The organism is Nocardioides sp. NPDC057577, from assembly GCF_042801335.1.
Taxonomy (GTDB): Bacteria; Actinomycetota; Actinomycetes; order Propionibacteriales; family Nocardioidaceae; genus Nocardioides.
Genome location: NZ_JBHVGB010000050.1, coordinates 1 through 13,524, shown reverse-complemented (window position 1 = coordinate 13,524; position 13,524 = coordinate 1). Strand labels below are relative to the sequence as shown.

11 protein-coding genes are annotated in these 13,524 nt (G+C 72.2%); 2 read left to right on the top strand and 9 right to left on the bottom strand.

From position 1 onward, the window contains the following. Positions 1 to 14 precede the first annotated feature (14 nt). The 9 genes from ACFU7D_RS12615 to ACFU7D_RS12575 all read right to left on the bottom strand — a co-directional run bounded on the left by ACFU7D_RS12615 (position 15) and on the right by ACFU7D_RS12575 (position 9,999). The gene (locus ACFU7D_RS12615; protein WP_378867460.1) at positions 15 to 1,154 is read right to left on the bottom strand and encodes an acyl-CoA dehydrogenase family protein; all 1,140 of its coding nucleotides are present in this window, start codon (positions 1,152 to 1,154) and stop codon (positions 15 to 17) included. A gap of 1 nt (position 1,155) precedes the next feature. After that, complete coding sequence (locus tag ACFU7D_RS12610) at positions 1,156 to 2,382, bottom strand: acyl-CoA dehydrogenase family protein (RefSeq protein WP_378867499.1); 1,227 nt, start codon at positions 2,380 to 2,382, stop codon at positions 1,156 to 1,158. A gap of 31 nt (positions 2,383 to 2,413) precedes the next feature. Continuing rightward, entirely contained in the window at positions 2,414 to 4,648 is a 2,235-nt protein-coding gene (locus tag ACFU7D_RS12605) for an acyl-CoA dehydrogenase (protein WP_378867458.1), read from the bottom strand. A gap of 1 nt (position 4,649) precedes the next feature. Next, positions 4,650 to 5,762 carry a steroid 3-ketoacyl-CoA thiolase gene (locus ACFU7D_RS12600; RefSeq protein WP_378867456.1) on the bottom strand — a complete coding sequence of 371 codons (1,113 nt, stop codon included), beginning with the start codon at positions 5,760 to 5,762 and terminating at the stop codon, positions 4,650 to 4,652. A 10-nt stretch (positions 5,763 to 5,772) separates the two neighbouring features. Next, the gene (locus ACFU7D_RS12595; RefSeq protein ID WP_378867454.1) at positions 5,773 to 6,954 is read right to left on the bottom strand and encodes a lipid-transfer protein; all 1,182 of its coding nucleotides are present in this window, start codon (positions 6,952 to 6,954) and stop codon (positions 5,773 to 5,775) included. Then, on the bottom strand, positions 6,951 to 7,367 hold the full coding sequence (locus ACFU7D_RS12590; RefSeq protein ID WP_378867452.1) for a beta-hydroxyacyl-ACP dehydratase: 417 nt from the start codon (positions 7,365 to 7,367) through the stop codon (positions 6,951 to 6,953). Before ACFU7D_RS12590 ends, ACFU7D_RS12595 begins: the two co-directional genes overlap by 4 nt. After that, the gene (locus ACFU7D_RS12585; protein ID WP_378867450.1) at positions 7,364 to 7,798 is read right to left on the bottom strand and encodes a Zn-ribbon domain-containing OB-fold protein; all 435 of its coding nucleotides are present in this window, start codon (positions 7,796 to 7,798) and stop codon (positions 7,364 to 7,366) included. The genes ACFU7D_RS12590 and ACFU7D_RS12585 overlap by 4 nt, the downstream gene beginning before the upstream one ends. Further along, positions 7,795 to 8,361, bottom strand: a complete 567-nt coding sequence (locus ACFU7D_RS12580) for a MaoC family dehydratase N-terminal domain-containing protein (protein WP_378867448.1) — start codon at positions 8,359 to 8,361, stop codon at positions 7,795 to 7,797. Before ACFU7D_RS12580 ends, ACFU7D_RS12585 begins: the two co-directional genes overlap by 4 nt. 108 nt (positions 8,362 to 8,469) lie before the next feature. Then, positions 8,470 to 9,999: an FAD-dependent oxidoreductase gene (locus ACFU7D_RS12575; protein WP_378867446.1), complete on the bottom strand. Its 1,530-nt coding sequence runs from the start codon at positions 9,997 to 9,999 to the stop codon at positions 8,470 to 8,472. A 125-nt stretch (positions 10,000 to 10,124) separates the two neighbouring features. On the opposite strand from ACFU7D_RS12575, the gene ACFU7D_RS12570 reads away from it, so the two are divergent. Both ACFU7D_RS12570 and ACFU7D_RS12565 read left to right on the top strand, forming a co-directional pair. Next, a complete protein-coding gene (locus ACFU7D_RS12570) occupies positions 10,125 to 12,245 on the top strand; it encodes an FAD-dependent oxidoreductase (RefSeq protein WP_378867444.1) in 2,121 nt (706 codons plus the stop codon). Between the two features lie 29 nt (positions 12,246 to 12,274). Further along, positions 12,275 to 13,480, top strand: coding sequence for a DegT/DnrJ/EryC1/StrS family aminotransferase (locus tag ACFU7D_RS12565; RefSeq protein ID WP_378867442.1), 1,206 nt, complete (start codon positions 12,275 to 12,277; stop codon positions 13,478 to 13,480). Positions 13,481 to 13,524 lie beyond the last annotated feature (44 nt).

Sequence of the window (13,524 nt, the reverse complement as noted above, 5' to 3'; positions counted from 1 at the left end):
GATCTCCTCGGTGGTCAGGCGGGCGCGCCGATGCGCGGAGCGGTGGGCAGTACGTCCCCGAGCTCGGCCGCGATCGCGTCGCCGCTGCCGAGGGAGAAGGCGATCTGGCGACCCCACAGGAAGTAGCGGTGGATCGGGTAGTCGATGTCGGCGCCGATCCCGCCGTGCAGGTGCTGCCCGGCGAGGACGACCCGCAGTCCCCCGACCGAGGCCCACCACTTGGCGACCAGGCTGGCCGGCTCGGCCGGCTCCTCGCCACCTTGCTCGGGGTTGTCGAGCAGCCAGGCAGCCCTGTGGGTGGTCAGCCGGATCGCCTCGGTGTCGAGGTAGGCGTCGGTGGCGCGTACGGCGACCGCCTGGTTCGTGGACACCGGACGGCCGAACTGGACCCGCTCGGAGGTGTAGGCCGCGGTGATCCGCAGGTCTTCCTCGCAGACGCCGAGCGCGACCGCGGCGAGCGCGATCCGCAGCCTGCGCCGGGTCCACGCCGTCACGGTGGCACCGTCGGCAGGCAGCAGATCGTCCTCGGTGAGGACGACGTCCTCGAAGACGATCGCACCGGCGCTCTCGTTGCTGGTGGCCGCGACGGGCACCACGGTGACGCCGGCCCGGTCGAGCGGGACGAGCGCGACCCGGAGGCCACCGTCCTCCGCCGTCACCGGTACGACGACCGCCTGGGCCACCGGCGCCGCCGGCACCTGGGGCAGCTCACCGGTCACCCGCAGCCCGCCGTCGACCGCGAGACCGGTCAGCCGGGCAGCCTGGCCGGGAGCGGCGTCGAAGGCACCGGTCACGATCGCGGTGCCCTCGATGATCGGGCCGACCCACTGCTCCACCTGGGCGGGCGAGCCGAACTCGGCGAGCGGCAGCGCGGCGCCGGCGACGACCGACCACAGCGGCACCGGCGCGACGTGGCGGCCCTGCTGCTCGAGGAGAGCGACCAGACCACCCATCCCGAGGCCCGCACCCCCGACGTCCTCGGAGAGGGCGATGCCGATCAGGCCGGAGGAGGCGAGCGTCTCCCACAGCCGGGCGTCGAAGCCGCCCTCGTTGCGCTCCACCTCGACGACGCGCTCCACCCGGGCGAGGTCGCCCAGGATCTGCGCGGCGAGGTCGCGTACCTCGGCGTGGTCCTCGGTGAGGTCGAAGTCCATGTCAGCTCCCGTTCTTCGTGTCGGTCGTGGCGGTCTGCGGAGTCTCCTTGCGGCGGGCGCCGAGCGTCATCCCGAGCGTCTTGGCCGCGACGATCTCGCGCATCACCTCGTTGGTGCCGCCGCCGAAGGTGTTGTTCTGGGCACGCCGTCCCAAGGACTCGACCCGGCCGTCGATCGCGGCCCCCGGCGAGCCGGGTCGCAGCAGCCCGGCCGCGCCGAGCACCTGCTGGAGCCTTCCGTACGCCGTCACGACCGCCTCGGTGCCGAAGATCTTGGCGGCGGCGGAGTCGCCCGGGCCTAGCGTGTTGGCGGCGACGTCGGAGACCAGGCGCAGGTTCATCAGGTCGGCGGCGCTGAGCAGCGCGTAGACCTCGGCCAGCGCGCTGCGCACCCACGGGACGTCGTAGAGGGTGGTGCCGGGGCCGAGCTTCTCGGCCTGGGCCCAGGCGAGCACGGCGTCGTACATCTGGTTGGCGATCCCACCGCGGGCGGCCAGCGCGACGCGCTCGTGGTTGAGCTGGCTGGTCATCAGCCTCCAGCCCTGGTTGAGCCCGCCGACGACGTTGCTGAGCGGGACACGTACGTCCTCGTAGTAGGTGGCCGACGTGCTGATCCCACCCACGGTGTGGATCTCGGTGACCGAGAATCCGGGGCTCGAGGTCGGCACCAGCACCACGGAGATGCCCTGGTGGCGCGGGGCGTCGGGGTCGGTGCGGACCGCGAGCCAGACCCAGTCGGCGAAGACACCGGCGCTGGTGAAGATCTTGTTGCCGTTGATGACCAGCTCGTCGCCGTCGATCCTGGCCCGGGTCTGCAGGCTGGCGAGGTCGGTGCCGGCGCCGGGCTCGGTGTAGCCGATGGCGAACATCAGCTCGCCGAGCAGGATCTTCGGCAGGAAGAAGTCCTTCTGCTCCTGCGAGCCGTGCTTCATCAGCGTCGGCGCGACGGTGTTGAGGGTGACCAGCGACAGCGGGGCGCCGGCGCGCAGGGCCTCGTCGTAGAAGACGTAAAGCGCCTCGGGGTCCTCGCCGCGGCCGCCGTACTCGGTCGGGAAGCCGAGGCCGAGCCAGCCGTCCTTGCCCATCCGGCGCAGGACCCGGTCGAAGACCGGACCACCCTCGGTCTGCTCGGCGAGCGCCGCGCGGTCCTCCTCGTCGATGGTGGCGGCGAAGTAGGCACGCAGCTCGGCGCGCAGCGCCTTGGAGCTGTCGGAGAGCTCGGGGTACATGGTCACTCTTCCTTGCGGTCGATGGTGGAGGTCAGCGCGGGAGCCGGAGCACCCGGCGGGCGATGACGTTGAGCTGGATCTCGAGGGTGCCGCCGCCGACGAGCACGGCGGGCAGGCCGATGTGGTCGATGACGGGGCCGTCAGAGTGGTCGGTGTGCCTGCCGGTCGGGGGCACGGCGACCAGGGCGTGGCGGCCCAGGACGCGGAGCAGGTCGCGGGAGTTGTCGCGCTGGGCGATGGCGTTGCAGACCTTCTGCACGCTGATCTCGGCGCCGAGGTCGAGCCCGTCGATACGAGCCAGGACCGAGCGCAGGTTGAGCGCGGACAGCGCCATCTCCCGGCCGACGCACCGGCCGAGCACCTCGACGACGGCGTCGCGGGGCGCCTGGTGGTCGCCGGAGTCGAGCACCGCGCGGACGAGGTCGCTGGAGCCGTGGCTGAGCCGCGCGCCCATGCTGAGCCGCTCGTTGGCGAGCGTGGTGACGGCCAGCCGCCAGCCGGCGCCCGCCTCGGCGACCAGACAGTCGTCGGGCACGAAGACATCGTCGAGGAAGACCTCGTTGAACTCGGAGAGACCGGTCGCCTGGCGCAGCGGACGTACGTCGACACCCTGGCTGCGCATGTCGACCAGGAAGTAGGAGATGCCTGCGTGCTTGGGAGCGTCGGGGTCCGTGCGCGCCAGGCAGACTCCCCAGTCGGCCTCGGCGGCCATGGAGTTCCAGACCTTCTGACCGCTGATCAGCCAGCCGCCCTCGACCTTGCGGGCCCTCGTGGACAGGCCGGCGAGATCGGATCCGGCGCCGGGCTCGGAGAAGAGCTGGCACCAGAGGATCTCGCCGCGCAGGGTCGGGTCGAGGAAGCGCTGCTGCTGCTCAGTGGTGCCGTGCACGAGCAGGGTGGGCAGCACCCACTCGCCGATCACGGTCGAGGGCTGCGCGAGCGCCCGGCGGGTGAACTCCTGGGCGATGACGGCCTGCTCCTGCGGCCCGGCCGCACGCCCCCACGGTGCCGGGTAGTGCGGAGCCACCAACCGTGCCTCGGCCAGGTGCTCCTGACGGCGACCGCCCCGCGAGGACCCCCACCCGGAGGCGGGTACGCCGTCGTCGGGCAGCTCCAGCGCGGCGTCGAGGATCGTGGCGAGCTCTGCTCGCAGCTCGGGCAGCGCATCGTCGGCGACGAAGCCGAAGTCGCGATCGGCGTCGAGCGCCACCGCGCCGAGCCGGGCCGCCCACCTGCTCTCCTCACCGAGGACGGCGGAGAGGCTGATCGCGCGGCGCCAGTAGAGGTGGGCGTCGTGCTCCCAGGTGAAGCCGATGCCGCCGAAGAGCATGACGCCCTCCCCGGCCACGTCGACGGCGGCCGGGAGTGCGGTGAGGCCGACCTGGGCGGCGGCGAGACGCTGCTGGTCGGCGGTGTCGTCTCCGGCACGCGCGGCGTCCCAGGCGACGGCGCCGATCATCTCGGCCCTGACCAGCATCAACGCGATCTTGTGCTGCACCGCCTGGAAGCTGCCGACCGGGACGCCGAACTGCTGGCGGGTGCCGACGTACTCGACGATCGTGTCGACGAACCAACGGGCGACACCGGCCGCGTCGGCGGCCAGCACCGTGGCGGTGTGCAGCTCCACCGCGTGGTCGCTCGGCGCGGGCAGGACCGCGGTCGCCTCGACGGCGCGGTCGTCGAGGACCAGGCGGCCCACGGGACGGGTCAGGTCGGTGGCCGGCTCGACCCGGACCTCGCCGGCGGCAGGCGTCAGCGCGCACCACACCGACTCCCCTGCCGCCGTGAGCGCGCGCACCACGACGATCTCGGCGCCGGGTAGTCCGAGCACGGGCAGGCTGGCGCCGGAGAGGGTCCAGCCGCCGTCGCACGGTGCCGCCGCGATGCCCGGTCCGTCGACCAGGGCGCCGGTGGCACCTTCGACGAAGCGCTCCATCACCTGGCTCCGGACGAGACCGGTCGGCGCTGCGGCGACGGCGCCGCTGGCCAGGACGGTCGGCAGGAACGGGCCTGGATGCAGGGCTCGGCCGAGCTGCTCGGCGACGACAGCGAGCTCCATCAGGCCGCCGCCCGCGCCACCGTCCTCCTCGGGCAGGTGGATGACATGCAGGCCCTGCCGCAGCAGGGCGTCCCAGGCCTCGGGACGCTTGCCGGCCGCGAGGTCGTCGAGCCGGTCACGGGTCGCCTCGATCGGGGCGGCGCGGCGGGCCCAGGCGGCGACGGAGTCGGCCAGGTCGCGGTGGTCGTCGGTGAGAGCCAGAGGCATGTCAGAGCCGTTCGAGGAGGAGGCAGGTGGTGGCGGCCGAGGCGCAGATCGCGACCATCGCGACCTGGGCGTCACGGCGCTCCAGCTCGGCGAGCGCGGTGGCGATCAGCCGGATTCCGGTGGCGCCGGCGGGATGACCGACGGCGATCGCGCCACCGTTGGGATTGAGCCGGTCCGGGTCGACACCGTGGACCTGCGCGAAGGACATCGGGACCGAGGCGAAGGCCTCGTTGACCTCGAACACGTCGACGTCGCCGATCTTCATGCCCGCGCGGGCGAGCACCTTGGCCGCGGCCTCGATGGGGGCGTCGAGCATGTACTCCAGGTCGCCGCCCATCACGCACTGGTTGAGCAGTCGCGCCTTCGGCCTCAGCCCCAGGTCGCGGGCACGGTCCTCGGACATCAGCAGCGCGGCGCTGGCGCCGTCGGAGACCTGGGAGGAGGTGCCGGCCGTGTGCAGCCCACCCTCCTTGACCGGCTTCAGCTTGGCCAGGCCCTCCATCGAGGACTCCCGCAGGCCCTGGTCGCGGGTGACGCCAGCGACCGGGATGATCTGGGGGTCGAGGACCCCGGCGTCCCACGCGGCGGCGGCGCGCTGCTGGGAGCGCAGCCCGAAGGCGTCGAGGTCCTCGCGGCCGAGGCCGCGGCGTACGGCGATCCGGTCGGCAGCGGTGTACTGGTCGGGGTTGGTCACCGACCAGCTCTCCGGCCGCGGGGTGCCGAGACCCTTCCCGACCTTGTACGTCAGCGGGACCCGTGACATCAGCTCGACGCCGCAGGCCATGCCGACCTCGAGCGAGCCGATCGCGATCTGGCCGGCCACCAGGCTGACCGCCTGGGCGGCGGTGCCGCACTGCGCGTCGATGGTCGTGGTGCCGGTGGCGGTCGGCAGCCCGGCGTGCACCCAGGAGGTCCTGGTGACGTTGCCGAACTGCTCACCGATCGGGGTGACGCAGCCGCCGATGGCCTGCTCGACCAGCTCGGGATCGATGCCGGTGCGGTCGAGGATTCCACGCTGGGCGTACCCGAGAAGCTCGGCGGCGTGGATGCCCGAGAGCCAGCCCTCGCGCTTGCCGAACGGGGTGCGGGCGGCGTCGACGATGACGGGTTTCATGCCGATCTCCTCAGCGGTCCGCGGACAGGACGAGGGCCGAGTGCGGGACCGGTGAGCCACCGGTGACCAGCACGTTCTCGAGCGACTTGGTGGGCTGGTTGACCGAGGTGCCGCGGATCAGGCGTACGCCCTCGGCGATGCCGTTGACGCCGTGGATGTAGCCCTCGCCGAGCTGACCGCCGTTGGTGTTGACCGGCAGCCGGCCGTCGACCTCGAGGTTGCCGTCGGCGATGAAGTGCCGTGCCTCGCCACGGCCGCAGAAGCCGTACTCCTCCAGCTGCAGCAGCACCATCGGGGTGAACGCGTCGTAGAGGATCGCGGCGTCGATGTCGTCCGGACCGATCCCGGCCTGGCGCCACAGCTGCCGAGCGACCAGCTCCACCTCGGGCATCGCGTCGATGTCGTCGCGGTAGTAGCTGCTCATCGAGATCTGCTGCGGGCCGACGCCCTGCGCGGCGCCGGTGATGACGGCCGGCGGGTGCGGCAGGTCGCGGGCGCGCTCGGCGCTGACGATGACCAGCGCCTGGCCGCCGTCGCTCTCCTGGCAGCAGTCGAGCAGGCGCAGCGGGTCGGCGATCAGCCGCGAGGACTGGTGGTCCTCGATGGTGATCGGCCGCTCGTAGAACCACGCCTGCGGGTTGGTGGCGGCGTGCTTGCGGGAGAGCACGGAGATCTGGCCGAAGTCGGCACTCGTGGCGCCGTACTTCTCCATGTAGAGCCGCGCGAGGAAGGCTTCCTGCTGGGCCGGCGTGAGCAGGCCGTAGGGGTTGATCCAGTTGCGGTACTCCTGGTCGGTGTTCGCGGTGTAGGCGAACGGCGGCGGGCCCTGGCCGAAGCGGTGTCCCGAGCGCTCGTTGAACGCGCGATAGACCACGACGACGTCGGCGACACCGGAGGTGACCGCGAGCGCCGCCTGCTGGACCGGGGCGCAGGCGCCACCGCCACCGTGCGGGATCCGGCTGAAGAACTTCAGCTCCGGGATGCCGAGGGCACGGGCGACCGCGATCTCCGGGTTGGTCTCCATGGTGAACAGGGCGAACCCGTCGACCTCCTCGACCCCGATCTGGGCGTCCTCGAGGGCGGCGAGCACGGACTCGCAGGCCAGCTGCCACTCGCTGCGCCCGGACTTCTTGGAGAACTCGGTCGCGCCGATCCCGGCGATCGCGGCGCCGCCGGAGAAACTGCTGCTCACTGGATGCCTCCGATGGGCTGGTCGAGGGTGACGGTGGCGGTGACGTGAGCACCGCGGGCGTTGCGGCCGGCGACCTTCAGCACGACAGCGCTCTCGGTGACCTCGGCGACGTCCCCGGAGAAGGTCATCGTGTCGCCGGGGAAGTTGGGGACGCCCAGGCGCAGGGCCGCCTTGCGGATCCGGGTCGCCGGGCCGAACAGGTCGGTCACGTAGCGGTCCAGGAAGCCGTTGGTGGAGTTGATCGACATGAAGATGTCGGGCGTGCCCCGCTCGTTGGCCTTGCCGGGGTCGTGGTGGACGTCCTCGAAGTCCTGGCTGGCGATCGCGGTGGCCACGATGGTGGTGCGGTCCAGCGGCAGGGCCAGCTCGGGAAGGGTGGCGCCGGTCGTCACGGTCGCGAGGTCGAGGCTCACGCGGCACCTCCGACCGGACGCAGCCGCGGCAGCATCTCGCCGTGGGCGTGCTCGGCGAACCCGACCTCGAGCTCCATGCCGAGGCGCAGGTCGTCGTGGTCGACGCCGCTGATGTCGGCGACCAGGCGGGTCCCCTCCTCCAGGTCCACGAGCCCGACGGCGAGCGGGTAGGTGAAGGCGGGGTCCTGGGGGTGGTGGATCACGGTCCAGCTGTGCAGCGTGCACCGACCGCTCGCGGTCACGGTGTCCCAGGCGAACGACCGGCACGACGCGCACGCGGGCGCCGGCGGATGGCGCAGGGTCTTGCAGTCGCCGCACCGCTGGATCTCCAGCCGCCCCTCACGGGCCGCGGTGAAGAAGAACTCGTTGTCCTGGGTGACGGTCAGACCAGGGACGGACGTACGCCGCTCCTGAGGTGCTTCGGCGCTCATGCTGCGGGCTCCTTCGGGGCGTCCTTGGTGGTGGGATCGAAGCGGAGGATCACGAACCTCTCGTCCACGAGGAGCTGGTCCTCCTGGTCGACGTAGCGCTTGCGCAGGGTGATGAAGCAGCCGTTGCCGAGGCCGGTGCGCTTGATCGGCGAGATGTCCTCGATCGTGAAGTGGCAGCTCACGCGTGTACCGGGAGTGAGCTCGCGGACGTACTCCTGCTCCTGGGCCGTGGCCACCACGGAGGTGAAGCCGTGCTCGTCGAGGAGGGCGAGGAGCCGGGAGTACGCGTGGTCCTCCTGAACGCCTTCCGCGCGCAGAGCCTGGACCTGACGCCAACGGCGGTAGCCCTGCATCACCCAGGTCGTGACCATGGCCGGCGGGCAGATGACGTCGTCCCGGCCGGTTGCGCGGGCGGCGTCGCCGTCGACGTAGACCGGGTTGAGGTCGTCGTGGGCCTCGACCCAGTTGCGGATCATCGCCTCGTTGACGGCATACCGCGACACCCGGGGTGGTTCGGCCACCTCGCCGACGAAGTCCCCGAATCGGGCCTCGAGCTCTTCCATCGATCGTCCTCCACCTGGCCGGAATTGAGCAAGCGCTTGGTACATGATGTGCCTCGCCGCCGATCGGCGCGAGGAGTCCTCCCGCCCAGCGGACGTTCTCGCCCTCGATCAGCGCCGCAGCATGTCCTGGACCGCGCGCCAGCCGAAGGCCATCGCCGTGCCGATCGGCACGCCCGGACCCGGGTAACAGGCTCCGGAGAGCGAGGCGCTGGCGTTTCCGGTGGCGTAGAGCCCCACGACGGGACGGTCGTCGGCACCCAGGACCCGGGCGTCGACGTCGGTGCGCAGCCCGCCCTTGGTCCCGAGGTCGGCAAGGACCATCCTGGCCGCGTAGAACGGCGGCCGGTCGAGCGCGACGAGTGCCGCGTTGGGCCCATCCCCGACCGCGAAGAACCGGTCGTACTCGTCCTCACCGCGACCGAAGTCCGCATCGGCGCCGGAGGCGGCGAAGCCGTTGAACCGATCGACGGTCTCCTGCAGCGCCTGCTCCGGGAGGCCCGTGCCGGCAGCGAGCTCGGCGAGCGAGTCGGCCCGGACCCAGGTCCCTGCGGCGAGGTGCTCCTCGGCCGGCGCGGCGGGCATCGTGATCGCCGGCGCGACGCCGCCGGAGCGCGCGTCGAAGACGAACCAGGCCGGGATGCGGCGGGGTTCGGCGGAGAGCCGGCGGCCCATCTGGTCGTAGGGCAGCGACTCGTTGGCGAACCGGTGCCCGTGCTGGTCCACGATGACGCCACCACGGAAGCCGAGCGTGAACGCGGCCTGGCCGTCGGGGGTGACCAGGCCCGGGCACCACCAGCCCTCGTGCATCAGCTCGATCGTCGCGCCGACCGCCGTGGCCGCCGCGATCGGCTCGCCGGTGTTGGTGCCGGTCGGCGCCATCGCCCACTCGGCCGCGCCCGGGACGGCGTACTTCGTCCGCAGGTCCTGGTTGCGCTCGAACCCACCGCTGCCGAGGAGGACCCCACGCGTCGCGGCGATGCGCCGCGGTCCGTCCAGGGTCGAGACGACCACGCCGCTGACCCGGCCGTCGGTCGTGATCAGCTCCGTCATCGGCGTCTCGGTACGCACCGTCCCGCCGTTGTCGTGGAAGGCGTGCAACAGCCGTCCGATCAGCGCGCGACCGCCGACCAGCGGCTGGTCGGGATCGTGGCCGAGTCCGGCGCGATCACGGTCGACAACGGGACGTACGAGCTCGGCCAGGCCGGCCGGCAGCGCGTCCTGCGCCAGCGGGCGCGGCACGATCGAGCGTCCGCCCGGCACCCGCCCCGGCGCCTCGAAGTAGTCGGGGAAGGCCTGGGCAACCAGCTCGATCGCCGGCTCGGCCTCCAGCTCGGCCACCACGGCAGGCGCGGCCTCGAGGAACGCCTCCTGGCGGTCCAGCTCGTCCTCGCCGAGCAACGCCCGCAGGTACGTCCTCCCCGACTCGGTCGAGTCCGCCGACCCGGCCCGGCGGGTGGCGTCGTTGCCCGGCAGCCAGGCCGCGGCACCGGAGTACGCCGACGTACCGCCGAGGAGTGCCGACTTCTCCAGCACCACCGTGCTCAGGCCATGCCGCGCCGCGGTGACAGCGGCGGCCATCGCGCCGGCTCCGGAGCCGACCACGACCAGGTCGTAGGTCTCGTCGTACTGGGTTGTCATGGAGCCTCCTGCCTCGGGGGATGATCCCGGCCACTGTGGCGTCCGCGCGCGATGCGCCGAGCGTCTCCTCCCGATCAGCGGGCGCTGCCCGTCCCGGAGACCCGAAAGAGCGGCACGCTGCCCCGGTGCAGACCTCGCCACCCAACCCGACCTTCAAGCATCTGCTGAGCCCCGGGGCGATCGGCCCGATGAGCCTCGCCAACCGCGTGGTGATGCCCGCGATGGACATGAACCTCTGCGACGAGGGTGTCCTCGAGGACGGGGACATCGCCCACTACGCCGCGCGCGCCGCCGGCGGGACCGGCCTGGTGATCACCTCGGCAGCCGCCGTCGCGTACCCGATCGGGGCGACCAGCCGCAAGGAGCCCGGCCTCTCCGACGACAGGTTCATCCCCGGTCTGCGCGCGCTGGCCGACGCCGTCCACGCCGAGGGCGCCAAGCTCTGCGTCCAGGCCACCCACCACGGCAAGATGTCGAAGGTCGACACCGCCGACGGGCGCCCGCTGTTCGTACCGTCGATGCCGGTCGGCGAGCGGGACATGTCCGCCCTGCGCGACAACACCCCCACCGAGCTCGGCGCGATGGCGACCGCCGTGTCCGAGGGCAAGACACCGAGCTTCCGTGAGGCGACCGAGGAGGACATCGCCTGGCTGGTCGGGCAGTTCGCCGACGCCGCCCGCCGAGTCATGCGGGCCGGCGCCGACGCGTTCGAGATCCACGCCGCCCACGGCTACGTGCTCGGCACCTTCCTCAGCCGCGCCGACAACCGGCGTACGGACCGGTGGGGCGGGTCGCTGGAGAACCGGGCGCGGCTCGCCTGCGCCGTCATCCGCGCCGTCCGCGCCGCGGTCGGCGACGGCCTGGCGATCCTGGTCCGCGTCGCCGGCAAGGAGTACGGCGAGGAGGGCTCGCTCACCACCGAGGAGGCCGTCGCGGCCTCCCGCCTGTTCGAGGAGGCGGGCGCCGACGCGATCCACGTGACCGGCTGGGCTCGCAACCCGTTCCGCGACTTCACCGACGGCCCGCTGCCCAACCAGGTCGGCGCCTACGTCGATCTGGCCCGTGCCGTGAAGGCCGCGGTCACGATCCCGGTGATCGCGGTCGGCCGGGTGCTCCCGGCCGTCGGCGAGGAGCTGATCGCCGGCGGCGGCGCCGACTTCGTGGCGATGGGTCGCCAGTTGCTGGCCGACCCCGGGCTGGTCGGCAAGCTGCGCGAGGGTCGGGCGGCATCGGTGCGCCCGTGCATCAACTGCTACGTCTGCGTCGAGCAGAACTTCTGGGACGGCGTCCCCGTGTGCGCGGTCAACCCGGCCCTCGGCAACGAGACGCTGCTGCCGTTCCCGACGCTCGCCGCACGCCGCCACGTCGTGGTGGTCGGCGGCGGTCCCGGCGGCATGGAGGCGGCCCGCGTGGCCGCCGACCGCGGGCACCGGGTCACCCTGGTCGAGAAGGGCGACCGGCTGGGCGGATCGGCCTGGTTCTCCCAGCTCACCACCCCCGCCAACGGACCGCTGCTCGACTGGCTGCAGCACGAGGTGGAGCGGCTCGGTGTCGACGTACGCCTCGGCGAGACCGCGGACGCCGACACGCTCACGGCCCTCGCCCCGGACGTCGTCCTGCTGGCGACGGGCGCCCACCGCGGCATTCCGTCCGTGCCCGGCGCCGACCTCCCCCACGTCCACACCGGCGACACCCTGCGCGGGCTGATCACCGGCGAGGGCGACTCCGGCAGCCGTACGCTGCGCCTGCTCGGCAAGGCCGGCCGGATGAGCGGGCTGACCCGTGACCCGGAACGGATCCGGGAGCTGACCCGCAAGGTGCTGCCCATCGGCAAGGACGTCGTGGTCATCGGCGGCACGCTCGTCGGCCTGGAGCTGGCCGAGTTCCTCGCCGAGCGCCGCAAGAGCGTCACCGTCCTCGAGCACGGCTCCCAGGCCGGCCTGCCGATGGCGATCCCGCGCCGGTGGACCGCCGTACGCAAGGCCTCCGAGCACGGTGTCACGATCCATCGCGACACCGAGGTCGTCGAGATCACCCCGACCCAGGTGCGCTATCGGACCGGGGAACAGACGGCGGTCGTCGCCGCGGACCTCGTCGTCGTGGCGTCCCACGTCGAGTCCGGCGCACCGCTCGCCGACGACCTGCAGGCCCGCGGGCTGGAGGTCCACGTCGTCGGCGACGCCGGCGAGGTCGGCTACATCCAGGGCGCCATCCACTCGGCCTGGCGAGTCGCCCGCGCCCTGTGAATCACATCCCATCCACCGAGGAGACCGTCATGACCGAACGCATCACCTATGCCCGAGCGACGCACGGCGAGGAGGAGATCCAGGCCGTGCTCGACGTCCTGCACCGGGGACACCAAGGTCTGCGCATCGGACCCTCCGTCGCCGAGATGGAGACCCGGGTCGCCGCACTGAGCGGCAAGGAGTACGGCGTGATGTGCAACTCCGGCTCCTCGGCGCTCTACGTCGCCGTCGAGCTGCTCGGCCTGCCCGCGGGCAGCGAGGTGATCACCTCGCCGCTCACGTTCTCGACCGACGTGGCTCCGCTCGTGCGGGCAGGCCTGGTGCCGGTCTTCGTCGACGTCGAACCGGCCACGTTCAACGCCGATGCGGCCAAGATCGAGGCGCTCGTCACCGAGCGCACCGGTGCGATCCTGCTCCCGAACCTCGCCGGCAACGCACCCGACTGGGACGTCGTACGCGACGTCGCCGACCGGCACGGCCTCAAGGTCATCGAGGACACCTGCGACGCCCTCGGCGCCACCTTGCGCGGCACCCCGACAGGTGCGCGAGCCGACTACAGCTGCACCAGCTTCGCGATGGCCCACATCATCACCTGCGCCGGCACCGGCGGCATGGTGATGACCGACGACGTCACCGACCGCGACCAGGCACTGCTGCTGCGTCGCTGGGGTCGCCGCTCGGAGCCCAACCTGTTCGGGAACGGCACCAGCCGGGTCTTCCGCGAGCAGCTCGACGGTGTCGACTACGACAACGACTTCATCTTCGACACCCTGGCGTGGAACTTCGAGCCCTCCGAGCTGGGCGCCGCCTACGGGGTCGTCCAGCTGAACAAGCTGGCCGCCAACTACGAGCGCCGCAAGAAGACCTTCGCGGCCTACACGGCGGCCTTCGGGGCGTACCCCGAGCTCTTCACCACCCCGGTCGAGCTTCCCGAGCTCGACACGGCCTGGCTGTGCTACCCGGTCTTGGTCGACGCTGACGCGCCGTTCTCCCGTGGCGACCTGCAGGAGGCGATCGAGGCGGACGGCATCGACACCCGCACCGTCTGGAGCGGCAACGTGACCCGGCATCCGATGATGGCCGGCATCGACCATCGGGTCCCGGACGACGGGCTGCCCCACGCCGACGCGGTCTTCGAGCGCGGGATGAGCCTCGGCATGAGCCACGGCCTCACCGACGCTCATGTCGAGCGGGTGACCGACTCGATCCACCGGTACGCCGCCCGCTGGGTCTGAGCCGAGATCGACTCTGCCGCCCCACTCCAGGAGTGGGGCGGCAG

Excerpts from the sequence above, each read along its gene's own strand:
- ACFU7D_RS12615 (WP_378867460.1), bottom strand. The coding sequence starts at position 1,154 with ATGGACTTCGACCTCACCGAGGACCACGCCGAGGTACGCGACCTCGCC.
- ACFU7D_RS12610 (WP_378867499.1), bottom strand. The coding sequence starts at position 2,382 with ATGTACCCCGAGCTCTCCGACAGCTCCAAGGCGCTGCGCGCCGAGCTG.
- ACFU7D_RS12605 (WP_378867458.1), bottom strand. The coding sequence starts at position 4,648 with ATGCCTCTGGCTCTCACCGACGACCACCGCGACCTGGCCGACTCCGTC.
- ACFU7D_RS12600 (WP_378867456.1), bottom strand. The coding sequence starts at position 5,762 with ATGAAACCCGTCATCGTCGACGCCGCCCGCACCCCGTTCGGCAAGCGC.
- ACFU7D_RS12585 (WP_378867450.1), bottom strand. The coding sequence starts at position 7,798 with ATGAGCGCCGAAGCACCTCAGGAGCGGCGTACGTCCGTCCCTGGTCTG.
- ACFU7D_RS12580 (WP_378867448.1), bottom strand. The coding sequence starts at position 8,361 with ATGGAAGAGCTCGAGGCCCGATTCGGGGACTTCGTCGGCGAGGTGGCC.
- ACFU7D_RS12575 (WP_378867446.1), bottom strand. The coding sequence starts at position 9,999 with ATGACAACCCAGTACGACGAGACCTACGACCTGGTCGTGGTCGGCTCC.
- ACFU7D_RS12565 (WP_378867442.1), top strand. The coding sequence starts at position 12,275 with ATGACCGAACGCATCACCTATGCCCGAGCGACGCACGGCGAGGAGGAG.